The organism is Pseudomonas sp. 9_2_1 (assembly GCF_059295275.1).
Window position 1 is genome coordinate 2,294,937 of record NZ_CM181239.1, and the last position, 18,079, is coordinate 2,313,015.

15 protein-coding genes and 1 pseudogene are annotated in these 18,079 nt (G+C 63.2%); 6 read left to right on the plus strand and 10 right to left on the minus strand.

Features of this window, described 5'->3' with window-relative positions; translation table 11 throughout:
• Window positions 1-382 precede the first annotated feature (382 nt).
• Entirely contained in the window at window positions 383-1,546 is a 1,164-nt protein-coding gene (locus AC5O5I_RS10385) for an AAA family ATPase (RefSeq protein WP_494512529.1), read from the minus strand.
• A 180-nt stretch (window positions 1,547-1,726) separates the two neighbouring features.
• Complete coding sequence (locus tag AC5O5I_RS10390) at window positions 1,727-1,906, minus strand: hypothetical protein (protein ID WP_172219147.1); 180 nt, start codon at window positions 1,904-1,906, stop codon at window positions 1,727-1,729.
• A 277-nt stretch (window positions 1,907-2,183) separates the two neighbouring features.
• On the opposite strand from AC5O5I_RS10390, the gene AC5O5I_RS10395 reads away from it, so the two are divergent.
• Window positions 2,184-2,483 carry a hypothetical protein gene (locus tag AC5O5I_RS10395; RefSeq protein WP_172219148.1) on the plus strand — a complete coding sequence of 100 codons (300 nt, stop codon included), beginning with the start codon at window positions 2,184-2,186 and terminating at the stop codon, window positions 2,481-2,483.
• An 8-nt stretch (window positions 2,484-2,491) separates the two neighbouring features.
• Here the strand turns inward: AC5O5I_RS10395 and AC5O5I_RS10400 are convergent, their stop codons facing one another.
• The 3 genes from AC5O5I_RS10400 to AC5O5I_RS10410 all read right to left on the minus strand — a co-directional run bounded on the left by AC5O5I_RS10400 (window position 2,492) and on the right by AC5O5I_RS10410 (window position 7,804).
• Window positions 2,492-3,319, minus strand: a complete 828-nt coding sequence (locus tag AC5O5I_RS10400) for a helix-turn-helix transcriptional regulator (RefSeq protein WP_172219149.1) — start codon at window positions 3,317-3,319, stop codon at window positions 2,492-2,494.
• A 286-nt stretch (window positions 3,320-3,605) separates the two neighbouring features.
• Window positions 3,606-6,593: an autotransporter domain-containing protein gene (locus AC5O5I_RS10405; RefSeq protein ID WP_494512753.1), complete on the minus strand. Its 2,988-nt coding sequence runs from the start codon at window positions 6,591-6,593 to the stop codon at window positions 3,606-3,608.
• A gap of 302 nt (window positions 6,594-6,895) precedes the next feature.
• A complete protein-coding gene (locus AC5O5I_RS10410) occupies window positions 6,896-7,804 on the minus strand; it encodes a LysR family transcriptional regulator (RefSeq protein WP_172219150.1) in 909 nt (302 codons plus the stop codon).
• A gap of 139 nt (window positions 7,805-7,943) precedes the next feature.
• On the opposite strand from AC5O5I_RS10410, the gene AC5O5I_RS10415 reads away from it, so the two are divergent.
• The gene (locus AC5O5I_RS10415; protein ID WP_494512530.1) at window positions 7,944-8,768 is read left to right on the plus strand and encodes a phytanoyl-CoA dioxygenase family protein; all 825 of its coding nucleotides are present in this window, start codon (window positions 7,944-7,946) and stop codon (window positions 8,766-8,768) included.
• A gap of 80 nt (window positions 8,769-8,848) precedes the next feature.
• Window positions 8,849-10,240 (plus strand): amino acid permease, encoded by a 1,392-nt coding sequence (locus tag AC5O5I_RS10420; protein WP_494512531.1) that lies wholly within the window; start codon window positions 8,849-8,851, stop codon window positions 10,238-10,240.
• A 153-nt stretch (window positions 10,241-10,393) separates the two neighbouring features.
• Here AC5O5I_RS10420 and AC5O5I_RS10425 read toward each other — a convergent pair whose 3' ends face one another.
• The 4 genes from AC5O5I_RS10425 to AC5O5I_RS10440 all read right to left on the minus strand — a co-directional run bounded on the left by AC5O5I_RS10425 (window position 10,394) and on the right by AC5O5I_RS10440 (window position 15,617).
• Complete coding sequence (locus tag AC5O5I_RS10425; RefSeq protein WP_494512532.1) at window positions 10,394-11,740, minus strand: MFS transporter; 1,347 nt, start codon at window positions 11,738-11,740, stop codon at window positions 10,394-10,396.
• Window positions 11,741-11,833: 93 nt separating this feature from the next.
• Window positions 11,834-12,016 (minus strand): DUF2783 domain-containing protein, encoded by a 183-nt coding sequence (locus tag AC5O5I_RS10430; RefSeq protein ID WP_172219153.1) that lies wholly within the window; start codon window positions 12,014-12,016, stop codon window positions 11,834-11,836.
• A gap of 11 nt (window positions 12,017-12,027) precedes the next feature.
• Window positions 12,028-13,728, minus strand: coding sequence for an FAD-dependent monooxygenase (locus AC5O5I_RS10435; RefSeq protein ID WP_494512533.1), 1,701 nt, complete (start codon window positions 13,726-13,728; stop codon window positions 12,028-12,030).
• Window positions 13,729-13,859: 131 nt separating this feature from the next.
• A complete protein-coding gene (locus AC5O5I_RS10440; RefSeq protein ID WP_494512534.1) occupies window positions 13,860-15,617 on the minus strand; it encodes an OPT family oligopeptide transporter in 1,758 nt (585 codons plus the stop codon).
• Between the two features lie 175 nt (window positions 15,618-15,792).
• Here AC5O5I_RS10440 and AC5O5I_RS10445 point away from each other — a divergent pair, with 175 nt between their 5' ends.
• The 3 genes and pseudogenes from AC5O5I_RS10445 (at window position 15,793) to AC5O5I_RS10455 (ending at window position 17,224) form a co-directional block, all read left to right on the plus strand.
• Window positions 15,793-16,044: a helix-turn-helix transcriptional regulator gene (locus AC5O5I_RS10445; protein ID WP_172219159.1), complete on the plus strand. Its 252-nt coding sequence runs from the start codon at window positions 15,793-15,795 to the stop codon at window positions 16,042-16,044.
• A pseudogene (locus AC5O5I_RS10450) lies at window positions 16,044-16,451 on the plus strand (HipA N-terminal domain-containing protein); the annotation flags it as partial. The gene AC5O5I_RS10445 and the pseudogene AC5O5I_RS10450, both read left to right, overlap by 1 nt.
• A 410-nt stretch (window positions 16,452-16,861) precedes the next feature.
• Entirely contained in the window at window positions 16,862-17,224 is a 363-nt protein-coding gene (locus AC5O5I_RS10455; RefSeq protein ID WP_494512535.1) for a hypothetical protein, read from the plus strand.
• 82 nt (window positions 17,225-17,306) lie between these two features.
• Here the strand turns inward: AC5O5I_RS10455 and AC5O5I_RS10460 are convergent, their stop codons facing one another.
• Window positions 17,307-18,071: a hypothetical protein gene (locus AC5O5I_RS10460; RefSeq protein ID WP_494512536.1), complete on the minus strand. Its 765-nt coding sequence runs from the start codon at window positions 18,069-18,071 to the stop codon at window positions 17,307-17,309.
• Window positions 18,072-18,079: the final 8 nt, after the last annotated feature.

Sequence of the window (18,079 nt, forward strand, 5' to 3'; positions counted from 1 at the left end):
AAGCCAGTCAGTCAAGGCCTGATGGGGCTGCTGCGCAGCCCATCGCCGGCAAGCCAGCTCCCACCCAGACCGCATCGAATTCAAGCCATGCGCCCTACTTGTGGGATCCAGGCTTGCCGACAATGGACCGCTAAGCGGCCCATTGCTTGACTGACAGGCATTCCCGCCACATCGAATTCAAGCCATGCGCCGTACTTGTGGGAGCCTGGCTTGCCGGCGATGGGCCGCAAAGCGGCCCATTGCTTGACTGACAGGCATTCCCGCCACATCGAATTCAAGCCATGCGCCGTACTTGTGGGAGCCTGGCTTGCCGGCGATGGGCCGCAAAGCGGCCCCATTGGTTAACTGACTGGCATTCCCCGATAGGCTGCCATCGCCCAACTCAATCAACCCATCGCCAAAGCGGCTCATCCAGCAACCCGACCCCACGCAACTGGGTCTGCCCGTGGTGCTTCTCAAGCTCCAGCACATTGCACCCGTCGCACGCCGTCAGCGCGTCGATCAGCGGCTTGCTGTGCGAGACCACCCACACCTGGCTGCGTTGCGAAGCGCGAATGATCAGCCGCGCCAGGGCCGGCAGCAGGTCGGCATGCAGGCTGGTTTCCGGTTCGTTCAGCACCATCAGCGACGGTGGCCGTGGGGTAAGCAGCGCCGCCATCAACAGCAGGTAACGCAGGGTCCCATCGGACAATTCAGCCCCGCCCAGCGGCCGCAAAAGCCCATGCTGATGCAGCCGCACGCTGAACAACCCTCCCGGCGGCGCATCAATCCCAAGCCGGCTACCGGGGAACGCGTCCTCCAGGGCCGCTGTAAGGTCTTCAACCTCGCCAATCTCGATAATGGTCTGCAAAGCCGAAGCCAGGTTGCGCCCATCGTGATGCAGCACCGGCGAGCGGGTCCCTAGCTGTGGCTGGCGGCAAGGCGCGTCGCGGTCGATGCGGAAGTGGTCGTAGAACCGCCAGCTGTTGATGAACGCGCGCAGGTCGCCAATCTCCGGCGCCTGGCGGGGGCGGCCGACAATGTTGAAAAAGCTTTCGCCGCTGTCGGCATGCTGGTCGAGCACGGTCCAGCTGTTGCCCTCGCGGGCGCGCACCATGGCGTTCTTGCGTTCGACCAGCAGCGAGGCGGGGCGATAGGCGCCGGCGCCCCAGATGGCTTCGCACTTGATTTCGGGGTCGAGCATGAAGGCGGTTGGGTAGGGCAGGGGGATCGGCAGGCCGAGGGAGATGGCAAAGCCGAAATCTTCGGTGGCGAAGCCCAGGCGCAGGCGTTTGGCTTCGCTTGGGTGCTGGCCCTGGATGGACACTTCGCCGCGCTTCATGCGCGCACTGGTTTGCGGGCCGGCCCACCAGGTGGAGTCCAGGCCACCTTCGCGGGCGAGGGCTTCGATTACCCCGCCCTGGGCGGTTTCGGCCAGCAGGCGCAGGGCTTTGTAGAGGTTGGATTTGCCGCTGCCGTTGGCGCCCGTTACCAGATTGAGCTGGCCGAGGGGCAGGACGAGATGGTTGATGGAGCGGTAGTTGCCGATGGCGAGGGTGGTGAGCATGCCGTGCGTCCGAGCTTGGAGCTGATGGGCGATTGTGGCTGGCCTCGACACCTGGATGGAAGCGAAATCGCAGGCAAAAGAAAGCCCGCCGAAGCGGGCCAAGGTCTATCACGTAGGGATGGTGCGATTGTCCCTGGGGTCTCGTGAAAATTAGGTGAAAGAAAAGTCCCCAGACCGTGATCATCGCGATGCTTTTTGCCGCTGTGCACGCTGGAAACGGCTGACCGCGATCTGCACGGCAGCGGCCACCAGGCACAGCAGGCCGATCTTCCAGTTGCCTTCCAGGCCGTAATGCTCGGCGATCTTTCCGCTGATCAGGACGCTGAAGAAGATGGCGACAGGCAGGATCAATTTGTTCATCGGGGGCTTCCAGCAGGGTGTACATGGCTTGGGTGAACGGGCAGCTCACCCAGCGAAGAAGAGCAGCGATCATAGCAAATCCGTTTCCGCGTGAGTGGTGGTACAGGGCGCGGTGATAGCACTTCACTGATGTGCCCGTGAAGCGGTGTTTATAGAGATGAAAAAAATGAAGCAATTTGCCATCTCCAGTGGTCGATCCAGTTGGATGGGGCTAATTCGAAAGTAGGATTCCCCGCGCGCCTTTGGACACTGCCAATGTTGGTCGCTGGAGGGCTATATGCGAATGAGGGGTAACGTTTACTGGGCATGGGTCGATCCTACGCTTCACCACCGCTCCCATGAAGAAACGCTGGGCGACGGCAGCCGGATCGACGTGCAGGTGAGGCTTTCGCGCACCGGTAGCACGCAGATGTTCCTGGGGGTGTATGCGCGTTCCGGCATGGCATTACACGAAGAGGCGTTTGCCTCGCGGCCAAACGAGTCGATGGCCCGGGCGTTGGCCTGGGGTGTTGCCAGGGCGCGTCGGCTTGCCGATGAAGGTTTCTTTGCCGCTGATCCCATGGCGGCCCTGGAGTAGAGGGGCCGTCAATGAACCGGGCTCGACCACTTGCGTTGGGTCGCCAGGGCCAGCAACTCCCGCTGGCCGGCAATTCCCAGCTTGCGATACAGCCGCTTGATGTAGGTGGCCGCACTCGACTGCTGTATGCCCATGCTCGTACTGATGGCTTGCACGTCGCAGCCGGCCAGCATCAGCTGCAGCAGCTCATGGTCACGCCGGGTCAGTTCCGGGTACAGGCTGATGACGCGCTCACTGAGTAGCGCTGGCATTTCATTGGCTTCAAGATAGGCGCGGTAGTGCAGGCGGGAGATTTGGACGATCAGCGGGGCGGCTGTTTCGATGACATTGATCTCGTTGGCTGAGAAGCGGCCGTGTTCTCGGCCGCGGTAGAAATTTATCGACAGCCAGCGGTTGCCATCGCAGTGGCTTAGCAGCGCGACGCGCTCGGATATTTGCGGCAGCTCGTAGCAGATGCGTCGGTAGTCGCGGTGGGCGATGTCCTCGATGCCCTGGCGTTGCACCATGATGCGCTCGGCGCTCGAGGGGGTAGGGCGTGCAGTCATCGCCTGCTGGTTGCCGTCCATGCTGTAGAAGCGTTCGGCGTAGTTGCTGGAGATTCTGGGCAGCTCGAGCATGCGGGCGCGGTCGGCAAAGGAAATGATCTGCGGGCTGCGGTTGGGGCTGTAGGCGAAGAGTGTGCATTGCGCCAGGGGCACCTGAGCGCCGAGCAATTTCAGCATGTCGGCGGCCAGTAGCTTGCCGTGGCTTTCACTTGTGCGCGAGAGCAGGCTGGCGGTTTGCTCGACGCTCAGGCGGAAGTCGCTGGTGGATGGGCGTAATGGCCAGAATTCCATGCTGAGCTCCGTGGGGACAAGGCATGATTTATTGTTGTACGCGGCCCGGCGGGTGAAGGCCAGTCAGTCAAGCAATCGCGGCCGCTTTGCGGCCCATCGCCGCGGTTCGTCGCCACGACAAGCCAGGCTCCCACAAGTACGGCGCATGGCGTGGACTCGATGGGCTGCGCAGCAGCCCCTTTAGCCTTGACTGACTGGCATTAGCCTGGCGGGGGCTGTTGAGCAGGATAACCAATTTGTCAGCCAGGCAGCCAGATGAAGCGGGGCTGCGCAGCAGCCCCGTGGCTCAGAAGCGAACCGTGATCCCCGCATTCACCGAGTGCATGCGGGCGTCCGAACCGAACTGGCCCTGATACGACAGCCCCACATCCGTCTGGCGGTTCAGTTGCACCTTCGCGCCCACTTCGGTCATGGCCACGTTGCGCGTCTGGGCGATCCCCTGTACCGCGAAGTCCGGGCCGCCGGCAAAGGCCTGGGTGCTGCCAGGGTCCAGGTCACCGTAAGCGCGGCGCCAGCCCAGCGAGCCGTAGAACTGGGTGTCGTGGTTGGCCACGCGGGTGTGTGTCGAAGCGCGCATGCCCACGGTCGAGAACCAGGTGTCCTGCTGCTCGCTGGACACATCCAGGGCCGCTGCACCGCCTTTTTCACGGAAGCTGTCGGCGTCGTATTTCACGTAGGAAACGCCCACGAACGGCTCCAGCGCCACCGCACCCAGGCCGATGCGATAAGCTGCTTCGCCACTGGCCTGCAGCGTGTTGGCGTCGCGCTTGCCCTTGAGGTGGTCGGTGAAGCCGGCAAAGGCCACGTTGCGTTTGCTGTCCAGCTTGTGCCAGGTGTAGCCGACGTCTGCACTCAGGCGCAGGGCATCGAGTTGGGCACCGGTGTACAGGCCCAGGTGGTAGTTGTCACTGTGGCCTTTGGCATCGCGGTCGTCGGCATCGAACTTGGTGCGGCTGTAGCCACCGTAGACGCCGGCGCGCCAGTCGGGGTTGAAGCTGCCGTCGGCGCCGATCAGCACACCGCCGGTGCGCTGATGCAGGCCGCTGGCGCCGTTATTGCCGTCCAGCCGCGACCAGTTGCCGAAGGTTTGCGCCCAGGCCCCGCCCTGCGCTTCAGGGGTGGTTGGCATCAGGCTCGATGCACCCAGCGGCATGCGCACCGTGGTGCTGTCGAACAGGCCGCGCAGACGAGTGCCCAGCACGCCGGAGACCACCTGGCTGTTGGCGATCAACGCGGTCCCGGTGCTGCTGTGGTAGTCGCCGGAGAGCTGATCGATGGCATTGCGCGCGCTGTCGGCATCCAGCACCAGCAGGTTGTTGTACAGCCGCAGCGGGTCGCCGCTCTGCTGCAGAACGCTGAGTGCGCCCGCAGTGCTCCACTGGTTCTCGGTGAGCGCCACGGTCTGGAAGATCCCCGGTGTGCCTGGCCCGCCCGTTTCTGGCGGCTGGACGGGTGGCTGCACCGGTGGCTCGACAGGCGGCTGCACCGGAGGCTGCACAGGCGGCTCTACCGGAGGCTGCACCGGTGGTTGCACAGGCGGCTCGACCGGAGGCTGCACCGGTGGTTGCACAGGCGGCTCGACCGGCGGTTGCACAGGCGGCTCTACAGGCGGCTCTACAGGCGGTTCCGGCGTGGTGGTCTTCTGCGCGATGGTCAGGTTCAGTTCATTGGCCGTGCGCTGCAGGCTGACGTCGAGGAACGCGGATTGGGTGAATGCCTGGGCATACGCGGTGCCGGCGGCGGCACCGTCGACTACGCCGCCCTGGGCGGCCAGCAAGGTGTAGGTTTGCCCGGTCTGGTAGCTTTGCGCATCATTCAGCGTGGTCACATCCACCCGCGTGCCACGCAGGGTCGCGGTGCCGCTGACATTGATGTGGTCCGAGCCGCCATCGCCGGCGATGTCTGCGGCGTACCGCGAGCCGGCCGCCATGTCCAGGTCGCCCTTGATCGACAAGGTCCCCAACGCGCCCTCACCCGGGGAGAGGGTACCGCCCGAGGCGACCTGGGTTGTACCGACCTGACCGCTACCGGCCAGCACGCCGCCGTCCAGTACCTGAGCGCGGTTGCTGTAGTTGCCGGCGCCGTCGGTGTGGCCGACGGTGCCGTTGACCACCAGGGTGCCGTTGCCGACGCTCAGCAACGAGGTGCCGCGTGGGTTGCTCTGGTCAACATCGCCGGCCAGCACCAGGCGCCCGCCGCGCACCACGGTGCTGCCGGACATGCCGCTGAGGTCGCCGCTGAGGGTGGTATTGCCGCTGAAGGCGTAGACACGCCCTGCGCCACTGATGCTGTTGCTGACCTGCAGGTCGCTGTCGGTGTGGTTGAACGCCAGCGCTCCGCTGCCGGCGCCAAAGCGGATCGCCGTTTGCGGGTCCAGGCGCCCGGCGGCCTGCGCGGCGCCGGCGGTGATGGCGTCGATATCGGTGCGGCTGTCATCCCTGACAACCCCGCCACCGATGCTGAGGGTGCCGCGTGCAGCCGAGTTGATACTGGTCAGCTCGCTGATGTCGACGCCCTCGGTGCTGCTCAGCTCGGCGCCATCGGACAGCACCAGGTTGGTGCTGTAGGTCGTGGTACCCACGGTCAGCGTGCGCGTGGCCAGGCGCGTGCCTGCGCCGGATACGCTGACCACGGTGTTGCGGCCGATGTTGGCAGAGCCCAGTTCCATGGAGTCGCTGGTCAGCACCGCGCCATTGCTCAGGCTCATGTCGTTGCGGTTACGGAAGGTCCCAGTGTTGTCCCAGCGCGTGTTGGCGCCGGACAGCTCGCTGATCGAGTTGATGGCCACGCGTTCGCTGGCAAGCTGCCCACCATCCTTCAGGGTAATGCGCGAGTCGTAGAGAAACACCCCGCCTGAGGTCACGTTGACGGCATCCACCTTCGAGCCTTGACCGCTGACCAGCAGGTTCGCCCGGGACAGGGCATTGCCGGCATTGCCGTTGTCGCTGAGCTGAAGGTCGCGCACCAGCACTTGCCCGCCGTCGAGCACATTCAGTGTGCCCTGGCCGGCGCCGCCAACAACGAGGGTGTTGCCCAGCACGGCAGTGGTCCGCGGCACCACCCAGCGGGTACCGGGGCCCTGGACCGTGACGGTGGCCATGGCCGCACTGGCTTCGTTGTTGGTAAGCGAGCCACCTATTCGCCCGCCTTTGCTGGTGAGTTCGGCACCGTTGTTGATGGTCAGGCTGGCAGGGACACCGTTGCCGGGGCGCAGTGACACCGTGCCGTCATACGCGCGGTCGCTGCTGAAGGTGTCTTGCCCGCTGTCGAGGATGTAGTCCGCCGCGTGGGCGTTCGGCAGCATGGCGAGGGTGATCGCGAACGTGAGCGGGGAAAGTCTGAATAGGGGGTTCATGGCGACTCCAGATACTCCATTTGATGCCACGCAAGTGGCTGCCAGCCTCGAGGGCAATGGCATTCCTTAGGTGCAACGCATTAACACCGGGAGTATCGGGAGCGCTCGCCGCGCGGAGAATAGTACGCATGTACTAGCGTGTTCCGGAACGTGATGCGGCGCACATCGTGCCGTGCAGGTACTGCATCCAAGGAGCGGGCCGGCCCGCGAAGATTCCGGCTTCAGACCGCTCCGCCTGCAACCTCACCAGCAACCCAACGGCTGAATGCCTCCGCGACCGGCGAAGGGTGCATTGCAGCGGATTGCGCCAGCACCACTTTCTGCGGGGATACCTCTTCCAGTAATGGCCGGCACAACAGCGGGGTGCCGTCATAGCAGTGGTCGCCGGCGGGCCGGGTGCATGACAGGGCAACCCCGTAGCCATGCGCGACCAGGCCCCTTTGCATCTCGAACGTCTGGGTGAATTGCTGGGTACGCGGTTGCAGGTTGTGCGCCCAGAACAGTGACAGGAAATACTCGCGGGTTTGGGCGATGTCCTCGAGGATCACGCACTCTTGCGCCAGCTCATGCAGGGGTATCGCTGCCAGGCCGGCTAGCCGGTGGTCAGTGGCGACCAGCGCGTAGGGTTTCAATTGCGCCAGTACCTGGCGCGGCAGCGAGGGATCAAGGCCTATGTCATAAGTCAGCGCGAGCTCGGCTTTACCGGCACTGAGGTGGCGGTGTACCCCTGCCAGATCAGTCTCGAACAGTGTGACCTCGACATCGGGGTGTTGCTTGCGAAAACCGGATAGCAACCGCGGCGCGTAATAAGGCCCCAAGTCCTGAAAACAGATAAGCGACAGGTTGCCGCGTAGTGAGCCCGGAGCGGTCTCCGCCTTTTGATTCATGGCGATGGCCATGCCAATGATTTCGCGTGCCTGGGCCAGTAGCCGCGTGCCCGCAGCAGTAAGCTCGAGCCCGCGACTGACCTGGCGGCGGAACAGCCGCTCGTTCAGCGCCTCTTCCAGCTGGGCAATCGCAACCGAAACCGAAGGCTGGGACACGTGGCGGGCCCTGGCGGCAGCACTGATGCTGCCATGTTCGGCCACGGCGACGAAGTATTCGAGCTGTCGGAAGGAGAACCCTATCATGTTTTCCTATACTCAAAATTAGGAATTATATTCTTTTCCTATTGGTGCCAAAACGCAATACTCGCTGCGCACCTTGCTTATCGCGTTCATACACCTGGCAGGGGTGCTGTTGCCCAATAAAAAGACTAAAGGGTGCTCTATGAAACCGTCCGCCGAATTTCAACTAACTGAAGAAACCATCGAGGCATTCCAGCGCGAGGGTGCTGTCTGCGTACGTCAATTGTTCACGCCAGAAGAAGTTGCCCTGCTGGAAACCGGCATTGAACAGAATTTGAAAGCGCCAAGTGAACGCGCCAAAGTCGCGAGTCGCCCGGATGACCCGGGTTGGTTCTTCGAGGACTTTTGCAACTGGGGCGATATTTCGGCCTATCGCCAGTTCATCTTCGAAAGCCGGGTGGGTAGCGTTGCCGCGCAATTGATGAACAGCGAAACAGCCCGGCTGTATCACGACCACCTGCTGGTCAAGGAGCCCAATACCCGCCAGCGCACGCCGTGGCATCAGGACCAGCCCTACTACAACATCGATGGGCGCCAGAACTGCAGCATGTGGATGCCGATCGATCCCGTCGCCAGGGAGTCCACCCTGGAGTTTGTCGGCGGCTCGCACCTTGGCCCCTGGCTGATGCCGCGCAGTTTCCTCGACAGCCAGGCGCAATGGTTCCCGGAAGGCAGCCTGGCCGACCTGCCGGATATCGAGGCCGATCGCAGCGCCTGGAATATCCTCGGCTGGGAGCTCGCGCCAGGTGATGCGGTGTTCTTCCACATGTTGACGTTACACGCCTCTGGCGGTGTCGGTGGCAATCGCCGGCGGCGTGCTTTTTCGGTGCGCTTCCTGGGCGACGACATTACTCACGCACCACGCCAATGGAAAACCTCGCCACCGTTTCCCGGGCTTGAAACGCAACTGGCCAGCGGTGCCACGATGGACCATGAACTGTTCCCGGTGTTGTGGCCAAGGGCTTGATGAGTGCAATGACGCGTGCCTGATTAAACCGCGCAGCATCGGTGTTGTGCGGGCCTGATAATAAAATCAAGAAGGTATCTATGAACGCTCAATCCTCACCGCAACTCAAGCGGGGTCTCACTACCCGGCATATTCGTTTCATGGCCTTGGGTTCTGCTATCGGTACGGGGCTGTTTTATGGCTCGGCATCGGCAATAAAGTTGGCAGGGCCTTCGGTGTTGCTGGCCTACCTGATCGGTGGCGCAGCCATTTACATGATGATGCGCGCCCTTGGCGAAATGGCGGTTCACAACCCGGTGTCCGGGTCGTTCGGCCACTATGCCAGCCAGTACCTCGGTCGTTATGTAGGCTTTCTGACGGGCTGGAGTTACGCGTTCTCGATGCTGATGGTGTGCCTGGCAGACGTGACGGCGTTCGGCATATACATGGGGCTGTGGTTCCCTGAAACACCCGCGTGGGTCTGGGTGCTTGGGATAGTGTTCTTTATCGGGGCGCTGAACCTGTGCAGCGTGAAAGTGTTCGGCGAGATGGAGTTCTGGTTGTCGTTGCTCAAGGTAACCGCCATCGTCGCCATGATTGTCGCAGGGGCCGCCGTGCTGCTGCTGGGTATCCAGCTGAATACTGGTACGGGCACTGTTGCCGGCATCTCGAATCTATGGAGCCATGGTGGGTTCTTCCCCAATGGCGTCAGTGGCATGATTGCCTCCTTTACCGTGGTGATGTTCGCCTTCGGCGGGGTCGAAATGATCGGTATTACTGCAGGGGAGGCGAAGGACCCGAAGCGCGTGCTGCCCAAGGCGATCAATTCGGTGCCACTGCGCATCCTGTTGTTCTACATCCTTACCCTGCTGGTACTCATGGCCATTTACCCTTGGACGGGTATTGGCAGTCACGGTAGCCCGTTCGTGCAGATCTTCAGTGGTCTGGGTATCAGTTCTGCGGCAACCGTGTTGAACATTGTGGTGATCTCTGCGGCGGTTTCGGCGATCAATAGCGATATCTTCAGCGCTGGGCGAATGATGTACGGCATGGCGCAGAACGGCCAGGCGCCTGCCGGTTTCGCGTCACTCTCGCGTTTCGGTGTGCCGTGGATGACGGTTGCTGTAATGGGCATCGCGCTGTTGCTGGGGGTGGTCTTGAACTACCTGGTGCCAGAGGACCTGTTCTTGGTGCTCGCCTCGGTAGTTACGTTCTCCATTGTCTGGGTGTGGTTGATGATCCTGCTGTCCCAGGTGGCCATGCGCCGTGGCATGAGCAAGGAAGAGGCGGCTGCTCTGGAATATCGCGTGCCGCTGTGGCCGGTAGGGCCAGCGTGTGCGATTGCATTCATGGTGTTCATCTTTGGCGTGCTTGGTTGGTTTCCGGCCAGCCGCACAGCGATGTATGTCGGGGTTGGCTGGCTGGTCCTGTTGTCCCTGGGTTACTGGTTGTGGGGTGTGCGCGCACCTCGCCCGGTGTCGGCAAGCGCTTGAGGCATTGATTTGTGGGGTGTGCAAGTTCGCTCATAGAACTGCACATGACTTACTGATTTAGCAGGGGCCTTGTGGGAGCGGGCGCGCCCGCTCCCACAGCGCCCAGCATCAGCTCTCTGCTCGACAGCGCAGCTCAATGGGCTGGGCAATCTCCTACAGGTTCGGTGTTGGCTTTGGGGTGGACGAGGGCAATGGCAGCAAGAAGGTCAACAGCGCGCCGATCACCAGCAGCAGCGTGGCGTAGACAATCCCGGCAGTGAAGCTTTGGGTCAGGTCCTTCAGCCACCCGACCACCAGCGGGTTGAGCGCCGAGCCGATGTTGCCGAACGCGTTGATCACCGCAATACCGATCGCCCGTGCCTTGAGCGACATGGCCTGGTCCGGGGTGGTCCAGAAGATCGACATGGCGGTGTACGAGCCGGTGGCGGCCATGCAGATGCCTGCCAGCTGCACCTGGGGGTCGCCGGCATACGCAGTGAACATCCAGCCGGCCGCTGCCACCAGCATGGGCAGCACCAGGTGCCATTTGCGTTCCCGGGTACGGTCGGAATGCAGGCCCCACACCAGCATGCCGATAATGGTGCATACCTGTGGAATCATCGCCAGCAAGCCAATGGTGCTGTTACTGCTGCCGGCGGCACTGATGCTCTTGATGATCAACGGCGTCCAAACGGCGATCATTGCCAGGGTGTTGACCAGGCAGAAATACACCAGGCTGAACATCAGCACCGTGGGCGAGAGCATTTCGCGCAGCAGGCTGGGGCCCTTGTCTTCGGGGGTGGGGGTGGCTGCCGGGGTGTCTGCGGCCAGGGCGTGCTGCAAATGCTGCTTTTCCTGCGCATTCAACCAGTGGGCCTGTTGCGGCTTGTCGTTCAGGTAGTAGAACACCACCAGACCCATGATCACCGATGGCATGCCTTCGAGCAGGAACAGCCACTGCCAGCCGTGCAACCCCCATGTGCCGTCCAGGCCAAGAATCAGGCCGGAAAGCGCCGAGCCGAAGCCTGCCGTGAATGGCATGGCGATCATGAACAGGGCATTGGCCCGTGCCCGATAGGCCGCCGGGAACCAGAACGTCAGGTACAGCAGCACGCCAGGTAGAAAACCGGCTTCGGTAATGCCGACCAGGATTCGCAGCAAGTACAGGCTGTGCGCATCGGTCGCGAACAGTGTCGCCGTGGAGGCGAGCCCCCAGGCGATCATCAGGCTGCCGATCCATTTGCGCGCGCCGACCTTGGCCAGCGCCATGTTGCTGGGGATACCACAGGCGATGTAGGCGATATAGAACAGCGTGGTGGCCATGCCGAACTGGGTACTGCTCAGCCCCAGGTCGCCCATCATGGTCAGGCCGGCAAAGCCGATGTTGATACGGTCGAGAAACGACAGCACAAAGCAGGCGAACAAAAAGCCGAGCAAGCGCCTTGAAACCTTGCGCATTACCGCTTGCTGCGGGTTGCCGGTGGTTGTTGCGGTGGTAATGGGGGCTGTGGTGTGGTGCATCTGGGCGCCTGATTATTATTGGTTTGAGCGGCACCGGCCGCTGTGCCGGCGCGCAAGGCAAGGGCTGCGCCGGTGCTTGTGCAGCCGCAGGTTCTACAGGTCCTGCAGGGCGGATCGGGTCAGTTCGGTGAAGGTCTGGGCATCGCCGATAGCCTGGGCACCGAGCAAGGCCAGCTTGGTCAGAAATAGCTCGGCCTTGGCCGGTGTGGCCTGGTCCAGGGCTTCGGCCAGTACGTCGTAAACCACTTCCAGGTCTGTTGCGCTAAGGGTATTCATTGCGGTTGCTCTCAGTGTTTGCCCAGGGCGGTGTCGATGGCGAGGTGCAGTTTTTCGGCAGACAGTTGCTGCCAGCGGGCGCAGATGTGCTGGTCCGGCCGCACCAGGTAGGCGCCGCCACGGGTGATGCCGTACTTGCTGGCGATATGGCCCGTCGGGTCGTCGATCAGCTGGTCGGCGCCGGTGATGGCAGGCTGCGCGCTTTGCGCAATCGCGATGATCTGCAAGGGCACGCCGCTGTCGCGAATGGCAGTCGCCTGCGCGCGCACATCGCTGGGGATACAGTCACTGTCGGTGAAGCAGAGCAGGTGGAAACACGCACCAAGGCGGTCGAACAGGTAGTGGTTTTCGGCCAGCTTGATGTTCAGCATCGGCGCACCGTTGCGCGGCCCAGCACTGAACAGGTCGTTGTCGTCAGTTGCACAATTGAGCACCGAATCGGCGTAATCGTGCGGCCGCGAGGTGCGCCAGTGGTACAGCGGGCGGACGAATGCCTGGGTCAGGGACAACGACAGCACTGCATCACGTACAAGCCGGTAACCAGCGCTGGGCGGGGCCATGAACCGGGTGCTCTTGCCGGCCTCGCTGATGATTTCCCGCGCGGCACTGACCCGCTCGGTGGAATAGGAAGGCAGCAGCCTCGGGCCTGCCAGCCCTTTGAGGGTGAACGCCAGTTTCCATACCAGGCTGTGGCAATCCTGGAAGCCGGTGTTGGCGCCACGCACCCCGAAAATCGGCAACAGGTGGGCTGCGTCCCCTGCGAATATCACGCGTTTGTGCAGATAATCCGGCAGCGTCAGGGCACGCGCCGAATACACCGAACTCCAGTCCATCTCCCACTCAGGGGCTTTGACGCCGAGCATCTCCAGTTGAGCGTTGATGCGCCGGCGCAAGGACTCAGGTTGCAGCGCCTGCTCCGGGGTCTCGTTTTCCGGCAGCTGGTAGTCGATGCGCCAGATATTGCCCGGCTCGCGATGCATCAACACTGTGTTGCCCGGGTTCCAGGCGGGATCGAAGTAGGCCAGCCGCTCGGTGGGCAGGTCCAGGTCGATCTTGATATCAGCGATCACGAACCGCCCTTCGTAGGCGGTGCCTTCCAGTTTCAGGCCGAGCAAGGTGCGGATCGCCGAGCGGGCGCCGTCAGCCGCCACCACCCAGTCGGCGTCCAGTTCATAGCTGCCGGCAGGGGTATCGATGCTCAGGCGGGCGAAGCCGTCATGCTGCGCCAGGCCGGTCACGTGGTTGCCCCAGCGGATGTCCACCAGCGGGTTGGCCTCGGCAGCCTCTGCCAGTAACTGCTCCAGGCAGGGCTGCTGCAGGTTGGTCATGGGTGCATGGCGGTCGTCCGGGTCGTGCGGGGTTTCCATGCGGAACACCAGCTGGTTGCGGTAGAACGAATTGCCGCAGCTCCATGGCAGGCCCAGCGCGCAGACCCGCTCGGCCACGCCCACTTGTTGCAGGATTTCCATCGAGCGGCGGGTGAACACGATTGCCCGGCTGCCTTCGCTGAGCTGCCGCTCAGACGCCAGCACCACACAGGCGATGCCATGGCGGGCCAGGTCCAGGGCGGTGGTCAGGCCGATCGGGCCGGCGCCGAGCACCACCACCGGTTTGCGGTCAGGGTGCGCAGCGCCGACGCTGGCGGTGTGGGCAGGGAACACGTGATAGTCGAAATACAGGGAGCGCCGCGGCTCGCTTTGGGGCTGATGCATGGCAATGCACGTCCTTATTCTTGTATGAGCTCAGGGCTCTTCAGGTGTGCAAATGACTGTACGTGAGGCGGCGGCGGGCGATGTCCCCTGCAGGGGACAATTGCAGTGGATGGCCACGATTATCGGCAGTGCTATAGCGTGCGCAGCATCTCCCAGAACGATGCCCCTACGCCCATGATGCTTTCACCGGCAATCAACCCGGCTGCCGCCGTGATCGCGAAGCGCTCGGTGATGCTCGGCCAGCGGCGACTGACCAGCCAGGTCAGCACCGCGCCAAGGCCCATCATCATGGCGATCGATGCCGGTAGAATGAATGCCAGCCCCAGCGCCGCGGTGCTCGGCAGCCAGCGCGCCACACGCTGCGGCAGCAGGCTGTCCAGTGCGCCCAGCAGCACGCCGGCCCCACTACCGGCCACGATCGCCCAACGCACCTCCGGCGGCAGCGCACCCAGGCCCTGGGTCAGGGTCTGGGCCACCGCTTTCCAGGTCGCCACGGCCGGGGCCGGCCACTGTTCGGTGAGCAGCATGGCCTGCGGATCAGGTATCAGCATCAGGTACACCAGCACGCCGACCACGCTGCCGATGAAAATGCCGATGCACTGCGCAATCAGCTGCTTGTGCGGGGTGGCGCCGATCGCAAGGCCAACCTTGAAGTCGTTCATCAGGTCGGTCGATTGCCCGGCCGCGCCGCCCGCCGTGTTGGCGCTCATGAGGTTGATCGCCACCTGGCCCGGGGCGACCAGACCGAAGCTGAGCTGCGACAGCTTGCCAATGGCGCCAATGGGCGCGATACCGGTGGCGCCGACCACGCGCGCGGCGACCACGGCCAGGCATACCGCCAACGGGATGCTCAACAGCGCCATCCACCAGTCGATCCCGAACAGCAGCGCCTGCAGGGTCACGACCAGCGCGATGGACAGCAGCAGGCCCGACGCAGCCGCCGGGGCAAAACGCAGCCTGGCGCGCGGCGGCCGGGCGGTCAGTGCATCAGCGGGTGATCGCCGCCGCACGTGCACCAGGCGAACAGCCAATGAAGTCAGGGTCGCACACACCATCAGGCTCACGCCGGGCCATAGTAGCCATTCCACCAGCGCGGCAAACTGTGGGCCGCTGGCGTTCGGGCCCAGCACCACCCAGGCATGCTCGATCAGCCACGGCGCCAGCCCGCCCCACGCCAGTGCGGCGCCCAACAGCAGCGTCAGGCCCACGCGAATGCCGATGATGCCGCCAAAGCCGATCAGCAACAATGAAGGATCGAGCGTGAAGGTCAGGCGCTCCAGCGCAGGTGTGGGTGACCAGCGCGGTATCGCCCAGGCGAAGCTGTCGATCCATTTCACCAGCCCGGACAACAGCGCGGCACTGCACAGTACCTTGATCCGGGTTATTGCTTCCTGCCCGTGCTGGTAGATCTGCTGCAGCGTTTCCAGGGTCGCCATGCCTTCGGGGAACTTCAGGTCAGGGTCGTTGAGCAGGGCAGGGCGCAGGTACCAGGCGATCCAGATGCCCAGAAAACTCACCGAGAACACCCAGGCCATCATCGGCACCGGGTCCAGCTGCTGGCCGGTGAGCAGTGTGTAGGCAGGGATCGGCGCCACCAGCCCGCCGGAAACGATCGAGGCGGCGGCGGATGCCACGGTCTGGTTGATGTTGCTTTCGTGCAACGTCCACGGGGGGCGCTGATTTCTGCGCCCTGCCAGGCCTTGCCACAAGGCGAAACCGATCAGCAAGGCGATGATCGACATGTTGAATGACCAGCCGATCTTCAGCCCGACGTAAACGTTTGAGGGGGTGAGCAAGATGCCCAGCATCGCGCCAGTGAGCACCGCCCTCAGGCTCAGCTCACGTTCGACGCGGAGCTCGGGGAGGGCAGTGGGGCGAGCAGGGGTCATGGCAATCCTTTGTGGCTGTCGCAGGGGCGTGATCAACTGAACGCCTGCAGCTACGAAGGTTCATTGCCGCTTAGGCAGTGACTGGCCTTGGCCGAGGATGGTGCAAGAGAAACGTTGATTCCTTTTCGGGTTAGGTATACGTTACATCTATCTTGAATTGTCACGTAAACAGAACATGGATTACTCGCTGATTACCACCCGGCTGGGCGAACAGTTGCGCAACCGGCGGCTGAATCGCGGGCTGACGCAAGCCAGGCTCGCAGCGTTGGCTGGCATCACCCGGCAAAAGGTCATTGCCATCGAGAAAGGTGACCTGACGGTAGGCATGACAGCCTATGCGCGGGTAGTCGGAGCCCTGGATTGCGAGTTTGCCTTGGTGCCCGCTGCCATGCCTACGCTGGATGAAATAGAGGGAGTATTCAGCTGATGATGACCACCTTGCGTGTGGCAACCCCTGAAGGCGAGAGCGGCAGGATTATCAATGCTGGGGGCGACTACCTGTTCCGCTACCGTGAGGATGCGCGGGCGTCTGCAGCGATCAGTATGCTCATGCCTGCGCGCCTGGAAGAATACCGTCACCGAGAGCTGCACCCGATCTTCCAGATGAACCTTCCTGAGGGTTATGTGCTGGAGCAGCTGCGCAATCGGCTGGCCAAAGTGGTGAATGTCGATCCCATGCTTTTGCTGGCGCTGTCTGGCAGCAGCTCGCCAATCGGGCGGGTTGCAGTGAGTTCCGATCAGGTCGATGCGCTGCTGCGCCGCCAGCAGTTTCCGGGAGAAAAGCTTGAGGAGATTCTGGCCTGGGACGGAGCAGAGGACATTTTCGCCACCTTGGAGCAGGTGCTTGACGGTTCGGCCGAGCTTTGCGAGCGCGCCCCTCGGGTAGCCGCTGCGATCCGGCAGTGTGCTGAACCTTTCATGCGGACGTTCGGTTAGGCCGCAAGCCTGAAGGGGGTGTGGCGATTAAGGCTAATGGGGCTGCTACGCAGCCCATCGCCGGCGAGCCAGCTCCCACCCCGACCGCTTAGAATTCAAGCCATGCGCGGTACTTGTGGGAGCCTGGCTTGCCGTGGCGACGAACCGCGGCGATGGGCCGCAAAGCGGCCCCAATTCCAATTGCTTGACTGGCTGGCATTCACCGGAGCCCCAGCTATTGGCGCCACCGGTCGTACCCAAGGCACTCCCGCTCGCCATGTTCCCTCTTAACCAGGTGAACCCCACCGCGCCATAGCAGGAGAACGCCCATGGCAATCGATCAGAACGGCCCAGACGCCCCCTACCCAGGCCCAGCAGAAAATACGCCCGACACCGGCGCGGCCCACGGCTCTGGCCTTGAACAAAGCGAGTCCGAGCCCAAGCAGGGCGTCGGTGAATCCTGGTCCGAGAAACGCCCGGTAGACTGGGACCCGCCTCCCGGCAACCCTGGCTCGGACCAGGACAGCCAGCTCGAGCGGGATAACGGCAGCGCAAGAACCAAAGACGAGCAAAGCGCAGGCGCTGAAGGAGAAGTGCCGTTACCTTCAGACGATGACGGCCCCATAGAAGAGGAAATGAAGGACGTCGAAGCCAATAATTCGGTGTCCACCGAGCATCCTCAATCTCGCTGAGGGTATTGCCACGACAGGCCAGGCGCTGCCCGAGCGGCGGCGCCTGCTGAACTCCCTTTTGTGCAAGGTTTACGTCAGCCTGTCAGGCCCGTCGCAACGCAGTGGCAAGCCCGACCGTCAGCACCACGGCACATACCATCGCCACGCTGATGGTGACGGCGATGCCCCATGTTTCCAGCAACCCTGCCAGCACCAGGTAAAACGCGATCACCCCTACCGCCCCGATCGCATTGCCACGCACCATTGCCGCCATCCCCGCTCGGCCGCTTTGTACATGGGCGAACACCACCAGCGGCCAGGCGATCACCGGGATCGGCGCCAGCATCCCGCTGGTTGCCGGGCCCAGCCAGCTGGCCAGGCCGGTAGTCGCCATCAGCAGCGCGGTGGCCGAAACCATGCGCAGGGGGATCTCCCAGTACCGATGCCGAGGGCGGGCCAATGTGTCCGGCCTGGGCTCGCGTCCGCTGGCGCGTATCAGCACGCCGATCAGCAACAGCGCCACGGCAATCGACAGGTACAGATTGCCCCAATGGGTAAACGCATAGGCGGCCAGCCCATAGAACAGCATCGCCAGCAGCACGGCCGTGGCGATGCCCAGCCGGCGCGTGGCCAGCAGGTAGAAGGCGTAGGTCGCCTGCACCGCCGCCAGGCCGCCCAGCGCGCCGGGTATGGCGCCCATGCCGAAGGCCGTGCCCTGTTCAAGGCACAGGAAGGTCATCACCAGCGCCGAGGTGATGGGCAGCCCGGACAGTAGCCCGCCCAGCAGGCCACCCCAGCGCCGCGAGGCGAGGGAGATGGCCCACATCAGCACGGGCGTGACGATGAGTTTCAGGTAGAACAAGGTCATTGCAGGGC

Bases quoted from the DNA above. Each gene is read 5' to 3' on its own strand.
- AC5O5I_RS10420 (WP_494512531.1), top strand. From the start codon at position 8,849: ATGAACGCTCAATCCTCACCGCAACTCAAGCGGGGTCTCACTACCCGG.
- AC5O5I_RS10400 (WP_172219149.1), bottom strand. From the start codon at position 3,319: ATGGAATTCTGGCCATTACGCCCATCCACCAGCGACTTCCGCCTGAGC.
- AC5O5I_RS10390 (WP_172219147.1), bottom strand. From the start codon at position 1,906: ATGAACAAATTGATCCTGCCTGTCGCCATCTTCTTCAGCGTCCTGATC.
- AC5O5I_RS10460 (WP_494512536.1), bottom strand. From the start codon at position 18,071: ATGACCTTGTTCTACCTGAAACTCATCGTCACGCCCGTGCTGATGTGG.
- AC5O5I_RS10395 (WP_172219148.1), top strand. From the start codon at position 2,184: ATGCGAATGAGGGGTAACGTTTACTGGGCATGGGTCGATCCTACGCTT.
- AC5O5I_RS10430 (WP_172219153.1), bottom strand. From the start codon at position 12,016: ATGAATACCCTTAGCGCAACAGACCTGGAAGTGGTTTACGACGTACTG.
- AC5O5I_RS10415 (WP_494512530.1), top strand. From the start codon at position 7,944: ATGAAACCGTCCGCCGAATTTCAACTAACTGAAGAAACCATCGAGGCA.
- AC5O5I_RS10425 (WP_494512532.1), bottom strand. From the start codon at position 11,740: ATGCACCACACCACAGCCCCCATTACCACCGCAACAACCACCGGCAAC.
- AC5O5I_RS10455 (WP_494512535.1), top strand. From the start codon at position 16,862: ATGGCAATCGATCAGAACGGCCCAGACGCCCCCTACCCAGGCCCAGCA.
- AC5O5I_RS10440 (WP_494512534.1), bottom strand. From the start codon at position 15,617: ATGACCCCTGCTCGCCCCACTGCCCTCCCCGAGCTCCGCGTCGAACGT.
- AC5O5I_RS10435 (WP_494512533.1), bottom strand. From the start codon at position 13,728: ATGCATCAGCCCCAAAGCGAGCCGCGGCGCTCCCTGTATTTCGACTAT.
- AC5O5I_RS10410 (WP_172219150.1), bottom strand. From the start codon at position 7,804: ATGATAGGGTTCTCCTTCCGACAGCTCGAATACTTCGTCGCCGTGGCC.
- AC5O5I_RS10445 (WP_172219159.1), top strand. From the start codon at position 15,793: ATGGATTACTCGCTGATTACCACCCGGCTGGGCGAACAGTTGCGCAAC.
- AC5O5I_RS10385 (WP_494512529.1), bottom strand. From the start codon at position 1,546: ATGCTCACCACCCTCGCCATCGGCAACTACCGCTCCATCAACCATCTC.